This is a genomic window from Nocardioides sp. NBC_00368 (assembly GCF_036090055.1).
In the GTDB taxonomy this organism is placed as follows: Bacteria; Actinomycetota; Actinomycetes; order Propionibacteriales; family Nocardioidaceae; genus Nocardioides.
This window is the reverse complement of sequence record NZ_CP107970.1, coordinates 3,386,478-3,401,905: the sequence shown is the minus strand read 5'-3', so window position 1 is coordinate 3,401,905 and position 15,428 is coordinate 3,386,478. Positions and strand designations below refer to the sequence as shown.

Annotated in this window: 16 protein-coding genes; 15 read left to right on the top strand and 1 reads right to left on the bottom strand. The window is 69.3% G+C overall.

Features of this window, described 5'->3' with window-relative positions; genetic code table 11:
* Positions 1 to 67 precede the first annotated feature (67 nt).
* The 15 genes from OG984_RS16165 to OG984_RS16095 all read left to right on the top strand — a co-directional run bounded on the left by OG984_RS16165 (position 68) and on the right by OG984_RS16095 (position 14,612).
* Complete coding sequence (locus OG984_RS16165; protein ID WP_328527316.1) at positions 68 to 847, top strand: SDR family oxidoreductase; 780 nt, start codon at positions 68 to 70, stop codon at positions 845 to 847.
* A 9-nt stretch (positions 848 to 856) separates the two neighbouring features.
* Positions 857 to 1,627: a serine hydrolase gene (locus OG984_RS16160; protein ID WP_328527315.1), complete on the top strand. Its 771-nt coding sequence runs from the start codon at positions 857 to 859 to the stop codon at positions 1,625 to 1,627.
* Positions 1,628 to 1,629: 2 nt separating this feature from the next.
* Positions 1,630 to 2,784 (top strand): dipeptide epimerase, encoded by a 1,155-nt coding sequence (locus OG984_RS16155; protein ID WP_328527314.1) that lies wholly within the window; start codon positions 1,630 to 1,632, stop codon positions 2,782 to 2,784.
* Complete coding sequence (locus OG984_RS16150; protein WP_328527313.1) at positions 2,781 to 3,359, top strand: C40 family peptidase; 579 nt, start codon at positions 2,781 to 2,783, stop codon at positions 3,357 to 3,359. Before OG984_RS16155 ends, OG984_RS16150 begins: the two co-directional genes overlap by 4 nt.
* A gap of 85 nt (positions 3,360 to 3,444) precedes the next feature.
* Positions 3,445 to 5,178 (top strand): glycerol-3-phosphate dehydrogenase/oxidase, encoded by a 1,734-nt coding sequence (locus OG984_RS16145; RefSeq protein WP_328527312.1) that lies wholly within the window; start codon positions 3,445 to 3,447, stop codon positions 5,176 to 5,178.
* Positions 5,179 to 5,334: 156 nt separating this feature from the next.
* Positions 5,335 to 5,934: a hypothetical protein gene (locus tag OG984_RS16140; protein ID WP_328527311.1), complete on the top strand. Its 600-nt coding sequence runs from the start codon at positions 5,335 to 5,337 to the stop codon at positions 5,932 to 5,934.
* Between the two features lie 48 nt (positions 5,935 to 5,982).
* Positions 5,983 to 7,605, top strand: coding sequence for a succinic semialdehyde dehydrogenase (locus OG984_RS16135; protein WP_328527310.1), 1,623 nt, complete (start codon positions 5,983 to 5,985; stop codon positions 7,603 to 7,605).
* The gene (locus OG984_RS16130) at positions 7,602 to 9,320 is read left to right on the top strand and encodes a GMC family oxidoreductase (RefSeq protein WP_328527309.1); all 1,719 of its coding nucleotides are present in this window, start codon (positions 7,602 to 7,604) and stop codon (positions 9,318 to 9,320) included. Before OG984_RS16135 ends, OG984_RS16130 begins: the two co-directional genes overlap by 4 nt.
* A 312-nt stretch (positions 9,321 to 9,632) precedes the next feature.
* Positions 9,633 to 11,207, top strand: a complete 1,575-nt coding sequence (gene guaA, locus OG984_RS16125; RefSeq protein ID WP_328527308.1) for a glutamine-hydrolyzing GMP synthase — start codon at positions 9,633 to 9,635, stop codon at positions 11,205 to 11,207.
* A 36-nt stretch (positions 11,208 to 11,243) separates the two neighbouring features.
* Positions 11,244 to 12,275: a hypothetical protein gene (locus OG984_RS16120; RefSeq protein WP_328527307.1), complete on the top strand. Its 1,032-nt coding sequence runs from the start codon at positions 11,244 to 11,246 to the stop codon at positions 12,273 to 12,275.
* A 161-nt stretch (positions 12,276 to 12,436) separates the two neighbouring features.
* Positions 12,437 to 12,778, top strand: coding sequence for a DUF3140 domain-containing protein (locus tag OG984_RS16115; protein ID WP_328527306.1), 342 nt, complete (start codon positions 12,437 to 12,439; stop codon positions 12,776 to 12,778).
* Between the two features lie 5 nt (positions 12,779 to 12,783).
* Positions 12,784 to 13,416, top strand: a complete 633-nt coding sequence (locus tag OG984_RS16110) for a UdgX family uracil-DNA binding protein (protein WP_328527305.1) — start codon at positions 12,784 to 12,786, stop codon at positions 13,414 to 13,416.
* Positions 13,417 to 13,509: 93 nt separating this feature from the next.
* The gene (locus OG984_RS16105; RefSeq protein WP_328527304.1) at positions 13,510 to 13,881 is read left to right on the top strand and encodes a DoxX family protein; all 372 of its coding nucleotides are present in this window, start codon (positions 13,510 to 13,512) and stop codon (positions 13,879 to 13,881) included.
* A 184-nt stretch (positions 13,882 to 14,065) separates the two neighbouring features.
* Positions 14,066 to 14,338 carry an EndoU domain-containing protein gene (locus tag OG984_RS16100; protein ID WP_328527303.1) on the top strand — a complete coding sequence of 91 codons (273 nt, stop codon included), beginning with the start codon at positions 14,066 to 14,068 and terminating at the stop codon, positions 14,336 to 14,338.
* Positions 14,339 to 14,348: 10 nt separating this feature from the next.
* A complete protein-coding gene (locus OG984_RS16095; RefSeq protein ID WP_328527302.1) occupies positions 14,349 to 14,612 on the top strand; it encodes a hypothetical protein in 264 nt (87 codons plus the stop codon).
* 30 nt (positions 14,613 to 14,642) lie between these two features.
* Here the strand turns inward: OG984_RS16095 and OG984_RS16090 are convergent, their stop codons facing one another.
* A complete protein-coding gene (locus OG984_RS16090; protein WP_328527301.1) occupies positions 14,643 to 15,284 on the bottom strand; it encodes a GntR family transcriptional regulator in 642 nt (213 codons plus the stop codon).
* Between the last annotated feature and the right edge of the window lie 144 nt (positions 15,285 to 15,428).

Genomic DNA, 15,428 nt, shown 5'->3' with positions numbered 1-15,428 from the left:
ACACGTTCACGGATCGACCTCGGTACAGTGGTCAGCCAACCCAAATGCCACTGGAGGTGGTCGGTCCGTGAACGTACTCGCACCCGGGAGCGGGGTAGTTGTGACCGGAGCAGCCCGAGGGATCGGGAGAGCCCTGGCCACGCGGTTCGCCGCGGAAGGGTGTCGCGTCGTCGTGGCCGACATCGACGACGCCGAGCTCTGCTCGGTGGCCGACTCGATCGGTGCCCTTGCGGTCCCCGGCGACGCCGCCTCCGCCGCCGGCACCGCGGCACTCGTGGATGCTGCCCGGGAGGAGCTCGGCAAGATCGACGCCTGGTACGGCAACGCGGGGGTCGAGCGCGGCCGCGGCCTCGAGGCCTCCGACCACGCCTGGTTGACCTCCTACGAGGTCAACGTCCTCGCCCACGTACGCGCAGCGCGGCTGCTGCTGCCGGACTGGGTCGCCCGAGGTGCCGGTCGGTTCGTGGTCACCTCCTCCTCCGCGGGCCTCCTCACCCTGCTCGGCTCCCCCTCCTACGCGGCCACCGAGCACGCCGAGATCGCCTTCGCCGAGTGGCTCGCCGCCACCTACCGGCATCAGGGCATCGTCGCTCAGGCGATCGTCGCGCGCAGCGTGAAGACGGCCATGCTCGAGCGCTCCTCCGGACTCCCGGGTTTCCGGACGGCCGAGGGCGCGCTCACCGCCGAGGAGGTCGCCGACGCCGTCTGGGATGCCGGGCAGAGCTCGCAGTTCTGGATCTCGCTCGAGCCCGACGTGGCCGAGGAGTACGCCACGCGCGCCTCGGACGTCGACGCCTGGATCGACGACGTGAACCGTGTCCGGCAGGAGCTCGACCGGACCGACTAGCCTCGAGGCGTGGAATCTTTGGTCTCGACCTGGCTCAGTGGCCTCGACGGCATCCCGACGCAGGCACAGAACGTCAACCAGCAGCACTACGCGGCGAGCCTGATGAAGGTGCCCGTGGCGATCGCGGCCTATCGGCTGCGCGATCGCGGGCTGCTGTCGCTCGACGAGCCGATCGCGGTGCATCCCGACTTCGACTCCGCGGCCACCGGGGCGCGGTTCGAGATGGATCCGGCCGAGGACCAGGATCCCGAGACCTGGGAAGCGGTCGGTTCCGCGCTGCCGCTGGGTGATCTCGTACGCCGCTCCCTGACCGTCTCCGGCAACCTGGCCGTCAACCTGGTGCTCGAGCGGGTCGGGCTCGAGGAGGTCGCCGCGGTGCTCGCGGATGCCGGGGTGACGCCGATGACGACGGTCGCGCGGGGGATCGAGGACGCGCCCGCGCGCGAGGCCGGGCTGCAGAACCTGGTGACCGCCAACGACATGGGCAAGCTGCTCACCAAGCTCGCCTCCGGCCGGCTGCTGTCGCCCGAGTCGACCGCCGAGCTCGAGGGCATCCTGGTCGCTCAGCAGTATCGCGACGCGATCCCGCTCGGGGTGCCCGAGGATGCGGTGGTCGGCAACAAGACCGGCTGGGTCGACGGCGTACGCCACGACATGGCGATCATCCGGCCTGCTCAGGGCGAACCTCAGGTCATGGTCGTCCTCACGACCGGCCTGGACGACGACGAGTCGGAGTTCCGGATCAGCGAGGTCGCTCGCTATCTGTGGTCGACCCTGTGACGGTGCCTCGGGTCGCGGCGGTGCGCACCCGGCGTGTGCGGGTGCCGCTGCACACCCCGTTCGTGACCGCGCTGCGGCGTACGGAGTTCGCGGAGACGGTCGTGGTCACCGTCGAGGACTCCGACGGGTGCGTCGGGTGGGGTGAGGCGCCGCAGGTCTGGAGGGTCACCGGAGACTCGCTCGCCGGGTCCGTCGCGGCGCTGGAGGGGCCGATCTCGGATGCGCTGGTCGGTGCCGCCGCCGATCTTTCGTCCGCCGGGCTGATCCAGGGGGCGGTCATCGGGAACCGGTCGGCCAAGATGGCCGCCGACATCGCGCTGCACGACCTCGTTGCCCGGCGGGCCGGAGTCTCGATAGTCGAGCACCTCAAGTCCCATGCGTCACGCCGCTCAGGTGTTTCCTGCACTTCTCGGGCAATGCAACACCTGAGAAGTGCAGGAGTACCCGGTGAACCGGGTATTCCAACGAGCCTGCTCACCGACATCACCCTCTCCGTAGGCACCCCCGTCGACCTCGCAGAGGCCGCGGCCGCGCGAGCCCGAGACGGCTTCACGACACTCAAGATCAAGGTCGGAACGGACGCGGCAGGCGACGCCGAGCGCGTGCTCGCGGTGCGCGAGGCGGCCCCGGGCTGCGTACTCCGTCTCGACGCCAACACCGGCTGGCGCGCGGACGAGGCGGTGATGGTGCTGACGACCCTGGCCGACCAGGGCGTCGAGCTCGAGTTCGTCGAGCAGCCGGTGGCCCGGCGGGACCTGGAGGCGATGGCGTACGTCCGTCGTCACCAGCCCTACAAGATCCTCGCTGACGAGTCGGTCTTCGACCTCGAGGACCTCGTCGACGTCATCCGCGCCGAAGCGGCCGATGCGGTCAACGTCAAGCTGGCCAAGTGCGGTGGGATCACGCCCGCGATCGAGCTGCTGGAGGTCGCCGGGCGCCACGGCCTCGGGCGGCTCGTCGGCTGCATGATGGAGTCGCACCTCGGCATCGGCGCAGCGGCAGCCCTGGTCGCCGCGACGGGCATCCCCGGCGAGCAGGATCTCGACGCGGGCTGGTGGGCGAGGACCAGCCCCTATGAAGGTGGCGTCGGCTACGACGGCCCCCGCATCCTCTTCCCCCAGGCCGACGGCCTCGGCATCGAAGGAGTCCTCCCATGACCACCGTCAACCAGCCCACCTTCGTCGTCGCCGAGCCCGCGCCCGACGCCGAGCACGAGACCGAGGTCGTCCCCGGTGAGGAGGTCGTCGTCCTGAAGACGCAGGGGGAGTGGGCGTACGTCGTGGTCCCCGCCCACGCCTCCTCGAAGGACGAGCGCGGCTATCCCGGCTGGCTGCCGACGAGCGCCCTCGCCATACCCGTGGACACCCTGCTCGCCAAGGCACGCACCTACCTCGGTGTCCCCTATGTCTGGGGCGGCACCACCGAGGCCGGCATCGACTGCTCGGGGCTGGTCTTCCGAGCCGCAGAGGCCATCGGCGTACGTCTGCCGCGGGACGCCCGCGACCAGGCCGCCGAGCTCGATCCGATCGACCTCGACGACGTCACCGCCGGCGACCTCTACTTCTTCGCGCGCCCGGACGGGCGGGTCATGCATGTCGCCATCGCCACGGCGTCTCCCGACCCAGATGGCACCCGCCCGATGATCCACGCCGACGGCGACAAGATGGTCGTGGTCGAGGAGCCGATGGCTTCAGATCGCCTCGCCACCCTGGTCGGCGCCGCCCGTCTGTGACGGCTGCGTGACTTATCGGCCGGCGCCGGTGAATTTCTCGCGCGCCAGAAGTGACAATTCGGCGTGGTGAGTTAACTTCGAACGTATGACTCGTACTGGGGCACTGAGTCCACAGAGCCGCGATCTCGCGATCGGCACGATGGTCGGTGCGGCGGGAGAGACCGAGCTCGACGTACTCGTCGTCGGCGGAGGTGTGACCGGCGCCGGCGTGGCGCTGGACGCCGTCACCAGAGGCCTTAGCACGGGCCTGGTGGAGCAGCGCGACCTGGCCTCCGGAACGAGCTCGCGCAGCTCGAAGCTCGTCCACGGCGGGCTCCGCTACCTCGAGATGCTCGACTTCGAGCTGGTCCGCGAGGCGCTCCAGGAGCGCGGCCTGCTGCTCAACACCCTGGCCCCGCACCTGGTCCGGCCGGTGCCGTTCCTGTATCCCCTGACCAACCCGGTCTGGGAGCGCGCCTACATCGGCGCGGGCCTCGCGCTCTACGACGGGATGGCGAGCTTCGGCCCGCTCTCCGGGCTCGGCAACTCCGGCCTCCCGCGCCACCGCCACCTGACCCGCCGGGGCGTTGCCAGGATCGCCCCCGACTTCAACACCGACGCGATCACCGGCGCGATCCAGTACTACGACGCCCAGGTCGACGACGCCCGCCTGGTGATGACGATCGCGCGCACCGCCGCCTCCCACGGCGCCCACATCGCGACCCGGGTCCAGGTGACCGGGTTCCTGCGCGAGGGTGAGCGGGTCGTCGGCGTCCGTGCCCGCGACCTCGAGCACGACCAGGATCTGGTCATCCGCGCCAAGACCGTCGTCAACGCCGCCGGCGTGTGGACCGACGACATCCAGGCGATGGTGGGCGGCCGCGGTGCCCTGCACGTCAAGGCGTCCAAGGGCATCCACCTCGTCGTCCCGCGCGACCGGATCCGCTCCGAGTCGGGCTTCATAGTCCGCACCGAGAAGTCGGTCCTCTTCGTGATCCCGTGGGGCCGCCACTGGATCATCGGCACCACCGACACCCCCTGGACCTACGACCTCGCCCACCCGGCGGCCTCCAAGACCGACATCGAGTACGTCCTGGAGCACGTCAACGCGATCCTGCGCGAGCCGCTCGATCTCGAGGACGTCGAGGGCGTGTACGCCGGGCTCCGCCCGCTCCTCACCGGCGAGTCCGACCAGACGGCGGGTCTCAGCCGCGAGCACACCGTGGTCACGCCGCTGCCGGGCCTGGTGCTGATCGCCGGCGGCAAGCTGACGACCTACCGGGTGATGGCCAAGGACGCCGTCGACGCCGCGGCCCACTCGCTCGGCACCACCACCAACATGACCCTGCGCGACTCGATCACCGACAAGGTGCGGCTCGTCGGGGCCGAGGGCTTCGAGACCCGCTCCAACCAGCGCGTTCTGCTCGCTCGTCGGTCCGGCCTGCACGTCGCCCGCATCGACCACCTCCTCGGCCGTCACGGCGGCCTGATCGACGACGTCCTCGACCTCATCCAGCAGCGCCGCCCGCTCGCGCTGCCGTTGGAGGGGGCCGACGACTACCTCGCCGCCGAGGTCGTCTACGCCGTCACCCACGAGGGCGCCCGCCACCTCGACGACGTGCTCGAGCGCCGCACCAGGATCTCGATGGAGACCTTCGACCGCGGCGTACGCGCTGCCCCGGCGGTCGCCAAGATCATGGCCGACGAGCTCGGCTGGGACGAGCAGCGCGCCAAGGAGGAGGTCGACCACTACCTGCGCCGCATCGAGGCCGAGCGCCGCTCCCAGCTCCAGGTCACCGACGAGGAGGCCGACCGCGCCCGGCACGAGGTCGAGGTCTGAGCCTGCGACCCTGCGACGAAGGAGCAGGGTCGCAACGCGAAGAGATCGAGCGAGCGTGCGGCTGAGCTTGCGAAGCCGCATCCGCGGGTCGAGATCGATTCAAGGCGAGCCGAATTGCCGTGGCGGACCAAGCGGTTGACGTAGCACTCTGACGCCATGTTCCTGGTCGCAGATCCCCCCGAGCCGCTGGCCACCGAAGACTTCGTGCTCGCCCCGCTCCGGCCCGAGCTGCTCGACCTGGACACCGAGGCCTACCTGGCCAGCCCGGACGTTATCCGCGACCACAGCTGTGGCCGGTGGCCGCTGGAGGGTTTCGGCACCGAGGACAACCTGCCGCTGGTGATCCGGCACTGGTCCGACCACCAGGCAAAACGCGCCTTCACCTATCTCTTCCTCGACCCCGCGGGCACCTCCTCGCTCGGCTGCCTCTACGTGCAGCCCCTGTTCCCCTACCTGGAGGCGATGGGGGCCGACGCCCAGACCCTGCTCCGGTACGCAGGTGGCTCCACCGCCCGGGTGAGCTACTGGCTCCGCCAGGACCGTGAGCCCGGGCTCGGCGCGTCGGTCGCCGAGCGGCTGGATGAGTGGCTGCGTACGAAATGGCCGTTGGACGCCTATCTCTACCGGGCCACGCCGGCGGAGGAGTGCACCGTGCACGCGCTCGATCGATTGCCCCTGGACCGCGTCGTGATCGACCTTCCGGCCGAGCAGCACGACTATCTGTGGTGGGCCGCGGACGTTCGTATCGTGAGTTAGTGGGACGACTGTCTGGCTTCCGAGACGCCCGTCACATACTCTCGGTACATGAGCGCATCCAACCCGACTTCTTCCGGCGGCCCGATCGTCGAGGGCCCGCTCGATCCCGAGCACGACGCCATGGCGTCCCTGGCCCTCGAGCCTGACTACGTCTCCCGCCTGACCGGCCGCATCGTGGCGACGACGGGGGAGAGCCGAGAGGTCATCAGTCCGCTCAACGGGGCGCCGCTGGCGCACATCCCGCAGTCGAGCGACGACGATGTCGCCGGCGCCTTCGCCAAGGCCTGGGTGGCGCAGGAGAAGTGGGCGGCGACGCCGGTCGCTGAGCGTGAGCGCATCCTGATGAGGCTGCACGACCTCGTCCTCGACCGGCAGGACGAGATCCTCGACCTGATCGTGCTCGAGTCGGGCAAGGCCCGGAAGCACGCCTTCGACGAGCCGCTGCACATCGCGCTGACCGCCCGCTACTACGGGCGCAGGAGCAGCAAGATCCTCGACACCGAGCGCAAGCTCGGCGTCATCCCGGTGCTCACCCGGGTCGAGCTCAACCACGTGCCGAAGGGCGTCGTCGGGATCATCAGCCCCTGGAACTACCCGTTCACGATGGCGCTGTGCGACGGCCTGGCCGCGATCGCCGCCGGCAACGCGGTGGTCATCAAGCCCGACTCCCAGACCATGCTCAGCGCGCTCCTCGGTGCCGAGCTGCTGGAGGAGGCCGGGCTCCCGGAGAACCTGTGGACCGTGGTCTCCGGCCCGGGGTCGAAGGTCGGCACCAGCATCATCCAGCGCGCCGACTACGTCTGCTTCACCGGCTCGACCAACACCGGCAAGATCGTCGCCAAGCAGGCCGCGGAGCGCCTGATCGGCGCCAGCCTCGAGCTCGGCGGCAAGAACCCGATGCTGATCCTGAAGGACGCCGACATCGAGAAGGCGGCCGAGGGCGCGACCCGCGCGGTCTTCTCCAACTCCGGCCAGCTGTGCGTGAGCGTCGAGCGGCTCTTCGTCGACGACCAGGTCTACGACCGGTTCGTGGAGCGCTTCGTCGCCCGCACCCAGGCGATGACCCTCGGCGCCACCCTCGGGTGGGAGAACGACATGGGCACGCTGATCTCGCAGGCCCAGGTCGACACCGCGACCGCCCACGTCGAGGACGCCGTCTCCAAGGGTGCGCGGGTGCTCACCGGCGGCAAGGCCCGCCCCGACCTGGCGCCGTTCTTCTTCGAGCCGACCATCCTCGAGGGCGTCACCCCGGAGATGACCTGCTTCGGCAACGAGACCTTCGGCCCGGTCGTCTCGATCTACCGCTTCCACAGCGAGGAGGAGGCGATCGAGCGCGCCAACGACGGCGAGTACGGCCTCAACGGCTCGATCTACAGCCGCGACACCGCCCGCGCCCGTCGCATCGCCCGCCAGATCAAGTGCGGCACGATCAACATCAACGAGGCCTTCGGCGCCACCTTCGCGAGCATCGATGCCCCGATGGGCGGCATGCGCGAGTCCGGCCAGGGTCGTCGCCAGGGTGTCGAGGGCATCCTGCGCTACACCGAGACCCAGTCGGTCGCCTCTCAGGCCGTCCTACGCTTCGCCCCGCAGTTCGGGATGAGCGACCAGGCGTACGCCAAGTTCATGACCGCCTCGCTGCGCGTGCTGAAGTCGCTGGGCCGGGCATGAGCGGGAGTCACTACGACGTCCTCGTCGTCGGGTCGGGCTTCGGAGGATCGGTCTCCGCGCTGCGGCTGACCGAGAAGGGCTACAAGGTCGGGGTGATCGAGGCCGGTCGCCGGTTCAGCGACGACGAGCTGCCCACCACCTCCTTCGACCTGCGCAAGTACCTCTGGGCGCCGGCGATCGGCTGCTACGGCATCCAGCGCATCGACATGGTCAAGGACGCCGTGATCATGGCCGGTGCCGGGGTCGGCGGCGGGTCGCTGGTCTACGCCAACACCCTCTACGAGCCGCTCGACCCGTTCTACGAGGACCCTTCCTGGAGCCACATCACCGACTGGAAGGACGAGCTCGCTCCCTACTACGAGCAGGCCAAGCGGATGCTCGGCGTCACCCTCTACCCGCACCTGACCCCCGCCGACGAGGTCATGCAGAAGGTCGCGGCCGAGGCCGGGCGCGGTGACACCTTCCACAAGGCGCCGGTCGGCGTCTTCTTCGGAGGCCCTGGCCAGGTGGAAGGGCAGGAGGTCGCGGACCCCTACTTCGGAGGGGAGGGCCCCGACCGGCGTACGTGCACGAACTGCGGCGAGTGCATGACCGGCTGTCGCCACAACGCGAAGAACACCCTGGTCAAGAACTACCTCTACCTGGCCGAGAAGAACGGCGCCGAGGTGCACCCGCTGACCACGGTGACCCGCGTCTACCCCGCCAAGACCGGAACCGGGTACGTCGTCGAGACCCGTTCCACCAAGGCCAAGCTGGGGCTGGGCCGGACGAAGCGGTTCACCGCCGACCAGGTGATCTTCTCGGCGGCCTCGCTCGGCACCCAGAAGCTGCTCCACAAGCTCAAGCGCACCGGCGACCTGCCGCAGATCTCCGACCGTCTCGGCGAGCTGACCCGCACCAACTCGGAGTCGATCCTCGGCGCGATCGCGCCCGACACGGCCATCGACTACACCGAGGGCGTGGCGATCACCTCCTCGTGGCACCCCGACGAGCACACGCACATCGAGCCGGTCCGCTACGGGCACGGCAGCAACGCGATCGCGGCGATGCAGACGGTGCTCACCGAAGGTGGTCCCCGGCGGTTCCAGCGCTGGCTCAAGGAGATGTGGCTGCAGCGGCGGTCGCTGCGTACGTTCTACGACTTCAAGCACTGGTCCGAGCGCACCGTCATCGCGCTGGTCATGCAGGCGCTCGACAACTCGATCACGACCTTCCCGAAGCGCACGATCTTCGGATGGCGGATGTCGTCGAGGCAGGGTCACGGCAAGCCCAACCCGACCTGGATCCCGGCCGGCCTCGACGCCGTGCGGAAGATGGCCGGGGTGATGAGCTCGGGTGAGAAGCCGGGGTATGCGGGCGGCACGATCGGCGAGCCGTTCAACAAGCCGATGACCGCCCACTTCATCGGTGGCTGCACGATCGGCGACTCGGTGGAGACCGGTGTCATCGACCCCTACCAGCGGCTCTACGGCTACCAGGGCCTGCACGTCGTCGACGGCTCCGCGATCTCCGCCAACCTGGGCGTGAACCCGTCGCTGACGATCACCGCGCAGGCCGAGCGGGCGATGGCGTTCTGGCCCAACAAGGACCAGGCCGACCCGCGTCCGGAGCTGGGCGCCGCGTACGCGCGGATACAGCCGGTCCGGCCGGCCGCCCCTGCGGTGCCGGCCACGGCGCCTGCCGCGCTGCAGCTGCCCATCGTTGATGTTCGGTGACCAGACTGTTGCCGTAATGACACCGGCAGCGCACGAACTTTCTGGCAGGAAGTTTTTAGTTGACCCGTAACCGTGGTTAAGAGGGTTCGTTGGAGTGATCAGACCCGGGATTGCTCCCTCCCTAATACATGCCGGGTCTTCAGTCCGGGACAGTGATGCCTCGGGCAATCAGGGCCCGGCCACCTCCCTCCCCGGCCGGGCCCTGGTGCATTTTCAAGCGAGCCGCGTGTCGAGACCTGAGTCGCGGGAGGCAGGTCGGGCCTGAGCAAGGCTGATTCGGCTCGTGGCGCGACCCGTCGTTAGGATTCGTGCATGACGCAGGCTCCTGGGGCGGAAGAGCACGATCTGGTTCTCGTGGTGGACTTCGGCGCGCAGTATGCGCAGCTGATCGCCCGCCGCGTCCGCGAGGCGAAGGTCTACTCCGAGATCGTGCCTCACTCGATGCCGGTCGAGGAGATGCTCGCCAAGAACCCGAAGGCGATCATCCTCTCCGGCGGCCCCTCGAGCGTGTACGCCGAGGGGGCTCCCGCCATCGACAACAGCCTGTTCACCGCGGGCACCCCGGTGTTCGGGATGTGCTACGGGTTCCAGCTGATGGCCCAGGGTCTGGGCGGGACCGTCGATGACAACGGCGCCCGGGAGTACGGCCGCACGCCCGTCACCGTCGGCGTGCCTGGCATCCTGCTCAAGGACATCCCGCCGGCCCACAACGTGTGGATGTCCCACGGCGACTCGGTCTCCGAGGCGCCCGAAGGCTTCACCGTGCTCGCGAGCACCGCGGACACCCCGGTCGCGGCCTTCGAGAACGTCGACAAGCAGCTGGCGGGCGTGCAGTGGCACCCCGAGGTGCTCCACTCCGAGCACGGGCAGCAGGTGCTCGAGCACTTCCTGTGGGACATAGCGCAGTGTCGTCAGACGTGGACGATCGGCAACATCGCCGAGGACCAGATCGAGCGGGTCCGCCAGCAGATCGGCGACCACCGCGCGATCTGCGCCCTCTCCGGCGGCGTCGACTCCGCGGTCGCGGCCGCCATCGTCGCCAAGGCGATCGGTGACCGGCTGACCTGCGTCTACGTCGACCACGGCCTGATGCGGAAGAACGAGTCGGTCGCGATCGAGAAGGCGTTCCGCGAGTCCACCGGCGCCGAGCTGAAGATCGTCGACGCCGAGAAGGAGTTCCTCGACGCGCTCGCCGGGGTCACCGACCCGGAGGAGAAGCGCAAGATCATCGGGCGTGAGTTCATCCGCTGCTTCGAGCGTGCCGAGGTCGAGATCCTGGGTGACTCCGACGAGAAGGTCGCCTTCCTCGTCCAGGGCACCCTCTACCCCGACGTCGTCGAGTCGGGTGGCGGTGCCGGCACCTCCAACATCAAGTCCCACCACAACGTCGGCGGTCTCCCCGAGGACCTCGAGTTCGAGCTGGTCGAGCCGCTGCGAGAGCTCTTCAAGGACGAGGTGCGCGCGGTCGGCTCCCAGCTCGGGCTGCCCGACGAGATCGTCCAGCGCCAGCCGTTCCCCGGCCCCGGTCTGGGCATCCGCATCATCGGCGAGGTCACCAAGGAGCGCCTCGACATCCTCCGCGAGGCCGACGCGATCGCCCGCGAGGAGATGACCCGCGCTGGTCTCGACCGCGACATCTGGCAGATGCCGGTCGTGCTGCTCGCCGACGTCCGCTCGGTCGGCGTCCAGGGCGACGGCCGCACCTACGGCCACCCCGTCGTGCTCCGTCCGGTGACCTCCGAGGACGCCATGACCGCCGACTGGGCCCGACTGCCCTACGACGTCATGGAGCGCATCTCCACCCGGATCACCAACGAGGTGAGCGAGATCAACCGGGTCACCGTCGACATCACCTCGAAGCCGCCGGGCACCATCGAGTGGGAATGAGTCGTCGAGCGGTCTCGGCCGTGGACAATGTCCACCATGACTGAGCCGGACCTCGCTCGACGACTCCTCGACGCCCATGTCGCCCACGAGATGGCGGCGATCCGTGGCGTACGTTTTCTCGATCTCGTCACCGGCGAGATCGACTTCGCGCTGCGCGCTGCCAGTGAGCTGACGCTCGATCAGGTGATGCCGCGCGACCTGATCAAGGAGGTCGCGCTGAAGTACGTCAGCACCTTCCGGCTCCCGGGCGCGATCCCGGAGGTCGCCGGTGCGCTCGCGACGAGACTGAGGGCGCACCCCGCCAACGACACCCAGCTGGGCAAGGTGGTCAGCCGGCCGCGGATCGCCGAGCTGGTCGACGCCCTCGTCGAGATGCGTACGCTGCGCCAGCAGGTCCTGCGCAGCCTGGCCGAGAACTCCGGGATCCAGGCCGGCGTCGGCACCTTGGTGCGCGGCACGGCCCGGGGGGCCGTTGACACCGGTCGTCGGCTCGCCGACAACCTTCCGGGCGGCTCCTTCGGCTTCTCGATCGCCGAGCGTGTTGCGGGCCGGATGGCGGACACGGTGAAGGGTACGCCGGTCGGCGCCGCCGTCGACCAGAGCGCCCGCGAGCTCGCCGAGCGGGGAGCCGGGGCGCTCCTCGGCTATCTGTCCGACACCGCGGCCAGCTCGGTGACCGACGAGGAGGTGCACGACGCGCTGCTGGAGGTCTGGGACGCGCTGGCGACCCGTCCGGTGCGCGAGATCGCCGACCTGGTCGACGACGAGCAGCTGGTCGCGCTCTTCGTCGGGCTCTACCAGGTCTGGCTCGACATCCGGGACTCCGAGTATCTGCAGGCCCTGGTCGACACGGGGGTCGACTTCTTCTTCGACACCTACGGGAGCTTCACCCTCGACCGGCTCCTGGAGGAGTGGGGCCTGGGCCGCGACGACCTGATCGAGGAGGCCCTCCGTTTCGGGCCGCCGGTCATCGAGGCGCTCGCCGAGGCCGGTGTCCTCGAGCAGCTGGTCCGTCGTCGGCTGTCGAGCTTCTACGACTCTCCGGAGGCCCAGGCTCTCCTGGGGTGACGCGAGGCGCGGCATTTTCCCGCCATGGCGGGGATCTGCTGGCTCACCGACGCGGAAGCACGGCCACTTTCCCGCCATGGCGGGAAAGTGCGGCGCCTGCGGGAGTTCACAGTCGCTCGGGAGGGTACCGGGACGGTGAACAAGCTCGAAGGAGGCACGACATGGCCGAGACGATCGTCGACGACAGGCTCTGGGAGAACTTCCACCGTGCGGTGAACATGACCTCGCGCGACCTGCGGCAGTGGCTCGCCGTGCAGGGGGCGGGGGAGACGACCGAGACCGAACCGGACCGGGCCGGCAGTGCGCTCGGTCACCGGGTGGCCGACATCCTGGGCAAGCGCCGCTCCGATCTCACCCCTGACGACGTGGACGTGATGCACCGGGTGGTCGACAAGGTCACCGACCTGCGCGGTGGCGACACCGGCCAGTGGGAGCCGACCGCGGGCGACGCGCACTGGCGGCGCCGGCTGATGAACGTCGGCCACGACCCGCTGAGCTCGTGAGTCTCGTGAGCGCTGCAGAGTGGGTGCCGGAGTCACCGACGCTGTCCGACCTGCGCAGCGCCGTGCAGAAGTGCCGTGGCTGCGAGCTCTACCGCGACACCACCCAGGGCGTGATGGGCCAGGGGCCCACGCCGGCTCCGTTGATGCTCCTCGGTGAGCAGCCGGGTGACCGGGAGGACCGCGAGGGCGAGCCGTTCGTAGGCCCCGCCGGCGGCATCCTCCACGAGGCGCTCGCTGATGCCGGGATCGATCCGGAGGCGGCGTACACGACGAACGTGGTCAAGCACTTCCGCCACCGCCTCTCGGGCAAGCGCCGCATCCATCAGTCGCCCACCAGCAAGCAGGTCGGCGCCTGCGCTCCGTGGCTGGCCGCCGAGCTGGCTCTGGTACGTCCCACCGGCGTCGTCCTGCTCGGCGGCACCGCCGGCAAGGCACTGTTCGGCTCCTCATTCCGCGTCGGTGAGGCCCGCGGCCACCTCCTCGAGTGGCCCGAGGCCATCGCGTCGGCGACCCTCGACCCCTGGGTCCTGGCGACCCCCCACCCCTCCGCCGTTCTTCGGGCGGAGGACGAGCGGCAGGCGACGTACGACGGCCTGGTCGCCGATCTGAAGGTCGCCGCCGCGGCCCTGAAGAAATGACCGCAGAGAAATAGCGAGAGGCGATGTCGAGATCGCCGGTGCACGCTCGACGGATGGGTAAGAGCATCACCACCCACCTCCGAGGAGATCGAGATGAGCACCAACGCACAACGAGCCGGCTGGGTCATCACCGTCCTGGTCACCCTGTTCCTCGGCTTCGACATCGTGACGCACCTGCTGCGGGTCGAGCCGGTCATGGACTTCAACGACAAGATCGGCGCGCCGGGCTGGTTCCCGGTGGTCTGTGGCGTCGTTCTCGGCCTGTCGCTGGTCGCGTACCACGTGCCGGCCACCCGGGCCATGGGAACGGTCCTGATCACCGCCTACCTCGGCGGCGCGGTCACCGTGAACCTGGTCTTCGGGCAGCCCGCCTTCAACACCGTCTTCGCCATCGCCACCGCCGTCCTCGTCTGGGCCGGTGCCTGGCCGCGCGACGCGCGGCTGCGAGCACTTGCTTCCGTGTGAGGAGGGGGAAGGTGGAGACGCCCGTACGCCGGCATGACCGGCTTACCGCGACTGAACTCGGGGCGACCGAGAATGTCGGTGGTCCGGACTACCGTTCCTGTGCGTGAGATGGAGCTACCCGGCGATGGCGGACGGCACGACTGTGCCGTTCCGTCCGTCGGAGCGCCCACATATCTCAGCGTGGATGAGCGCACACATCCTCGAGCGGCACCAAGCCACGTCCGAGTCCGAACGGGAGTGGCCCAGGAAGTCGAAGTTTCCCGCTGACTGGAGCGCAGTTCAGATCATCGCTGCGGTAGACCTCGCACTCGCAGACCCCGACCGTCCGCCGACGCGTCTCGGCGACAAGATTCGCTTCGAGCGGGTCGTCGACGGTCAGCTCGTCCGCGTGCAGGTGCGGGACGATATGGAGCCACCCGAGATCTGGAACGCCTACCCCGTGGACAGTGAGGGCTAGCATGGTTGTCATGAACGTCGAGGACTTCGCCTATGGCGTGCTGATGGAGGCACTGCCGTCCATCCCCGCTGATGTGCTCGAGGTCATCGCGGACGATATCGACGCTGGTGAATACCTGACGTCCTTGATCGAACTGATCGAGCGGGCCCCGGAGACCGTCTCTGTGGCAGTCGTCGATGCGCTGGAGGGCCATCTCGAGACCCTTCCCGAAGGGCCGCACCGCCGGGTTGGTGCCGATGCGGTGGCCCGACTCCGGCACCTCAAGAGCGCCTGACCTCACCGGAGGTCGTCGAGCGTCTATCGCCTAGCCGCGGCGCAGTCGCGTGAACGCTCCGAGCACGGTCTGCTCGGAGAGGATGAGGTAGTCGCGCAGCTCCTCAGCGGCCGCAGGTCCTCCCTGCTCGAGGAAGGTCTCGAGCAGGGAGCGGTTGCGTGTCACGAACGGCGCGTGCAGGGCCTCGGGGTTGTCGATCTCGAGGAACGCGAGCCGCAGCTCGGCGGCGATGTCGCGGAAGAGCCGCTCCAGACGCGGGCTGTCGGCGAGGGCGACGATGGCGTCGTGGAACGCCATGTTGGCGGTGCCGACGGTGCGCCAGTCGCGTGCTTCGAGGCTGGTCTCGCCCAGTTCCACGGCCTCTCGCATCGCGGCCACCGCCGGGTGCAGCGGGGAGCCCGCGGCCAGGGCGGCCGGCTCGACGTAGCGGCGCGCGCGGTAGATGTCGACGACGTCCGCCACGCCGGGGGAGGCGACCGAGACCCCGCGGTGGGGGATGTGCTCGATGAGCCCCTGCTCCGCGAGCACCCGGAACGCCTCGCGGAGCGTGTTGCGCGAGACGCCGAGCTTCTCGGCGAGGGAGATCTCCGACAGCCGGGTGCCGGGCGCGAACTCGCCGTCGATGATCCGCCGGCGCAGGGCGTTCGTCAGGGTGTCCTCGACATCGGGCATGACCGCATCCTAGGGGAGTCGCATCCGCGGACAATCGAAACACGATTTTAACGGACCCGACTATCATTGTTGAACAATCGATGTCATCCTGTACTACACAAAGAATGTGGCCCCGACCACATGGCCCGCAGATGGCAGGAGTCC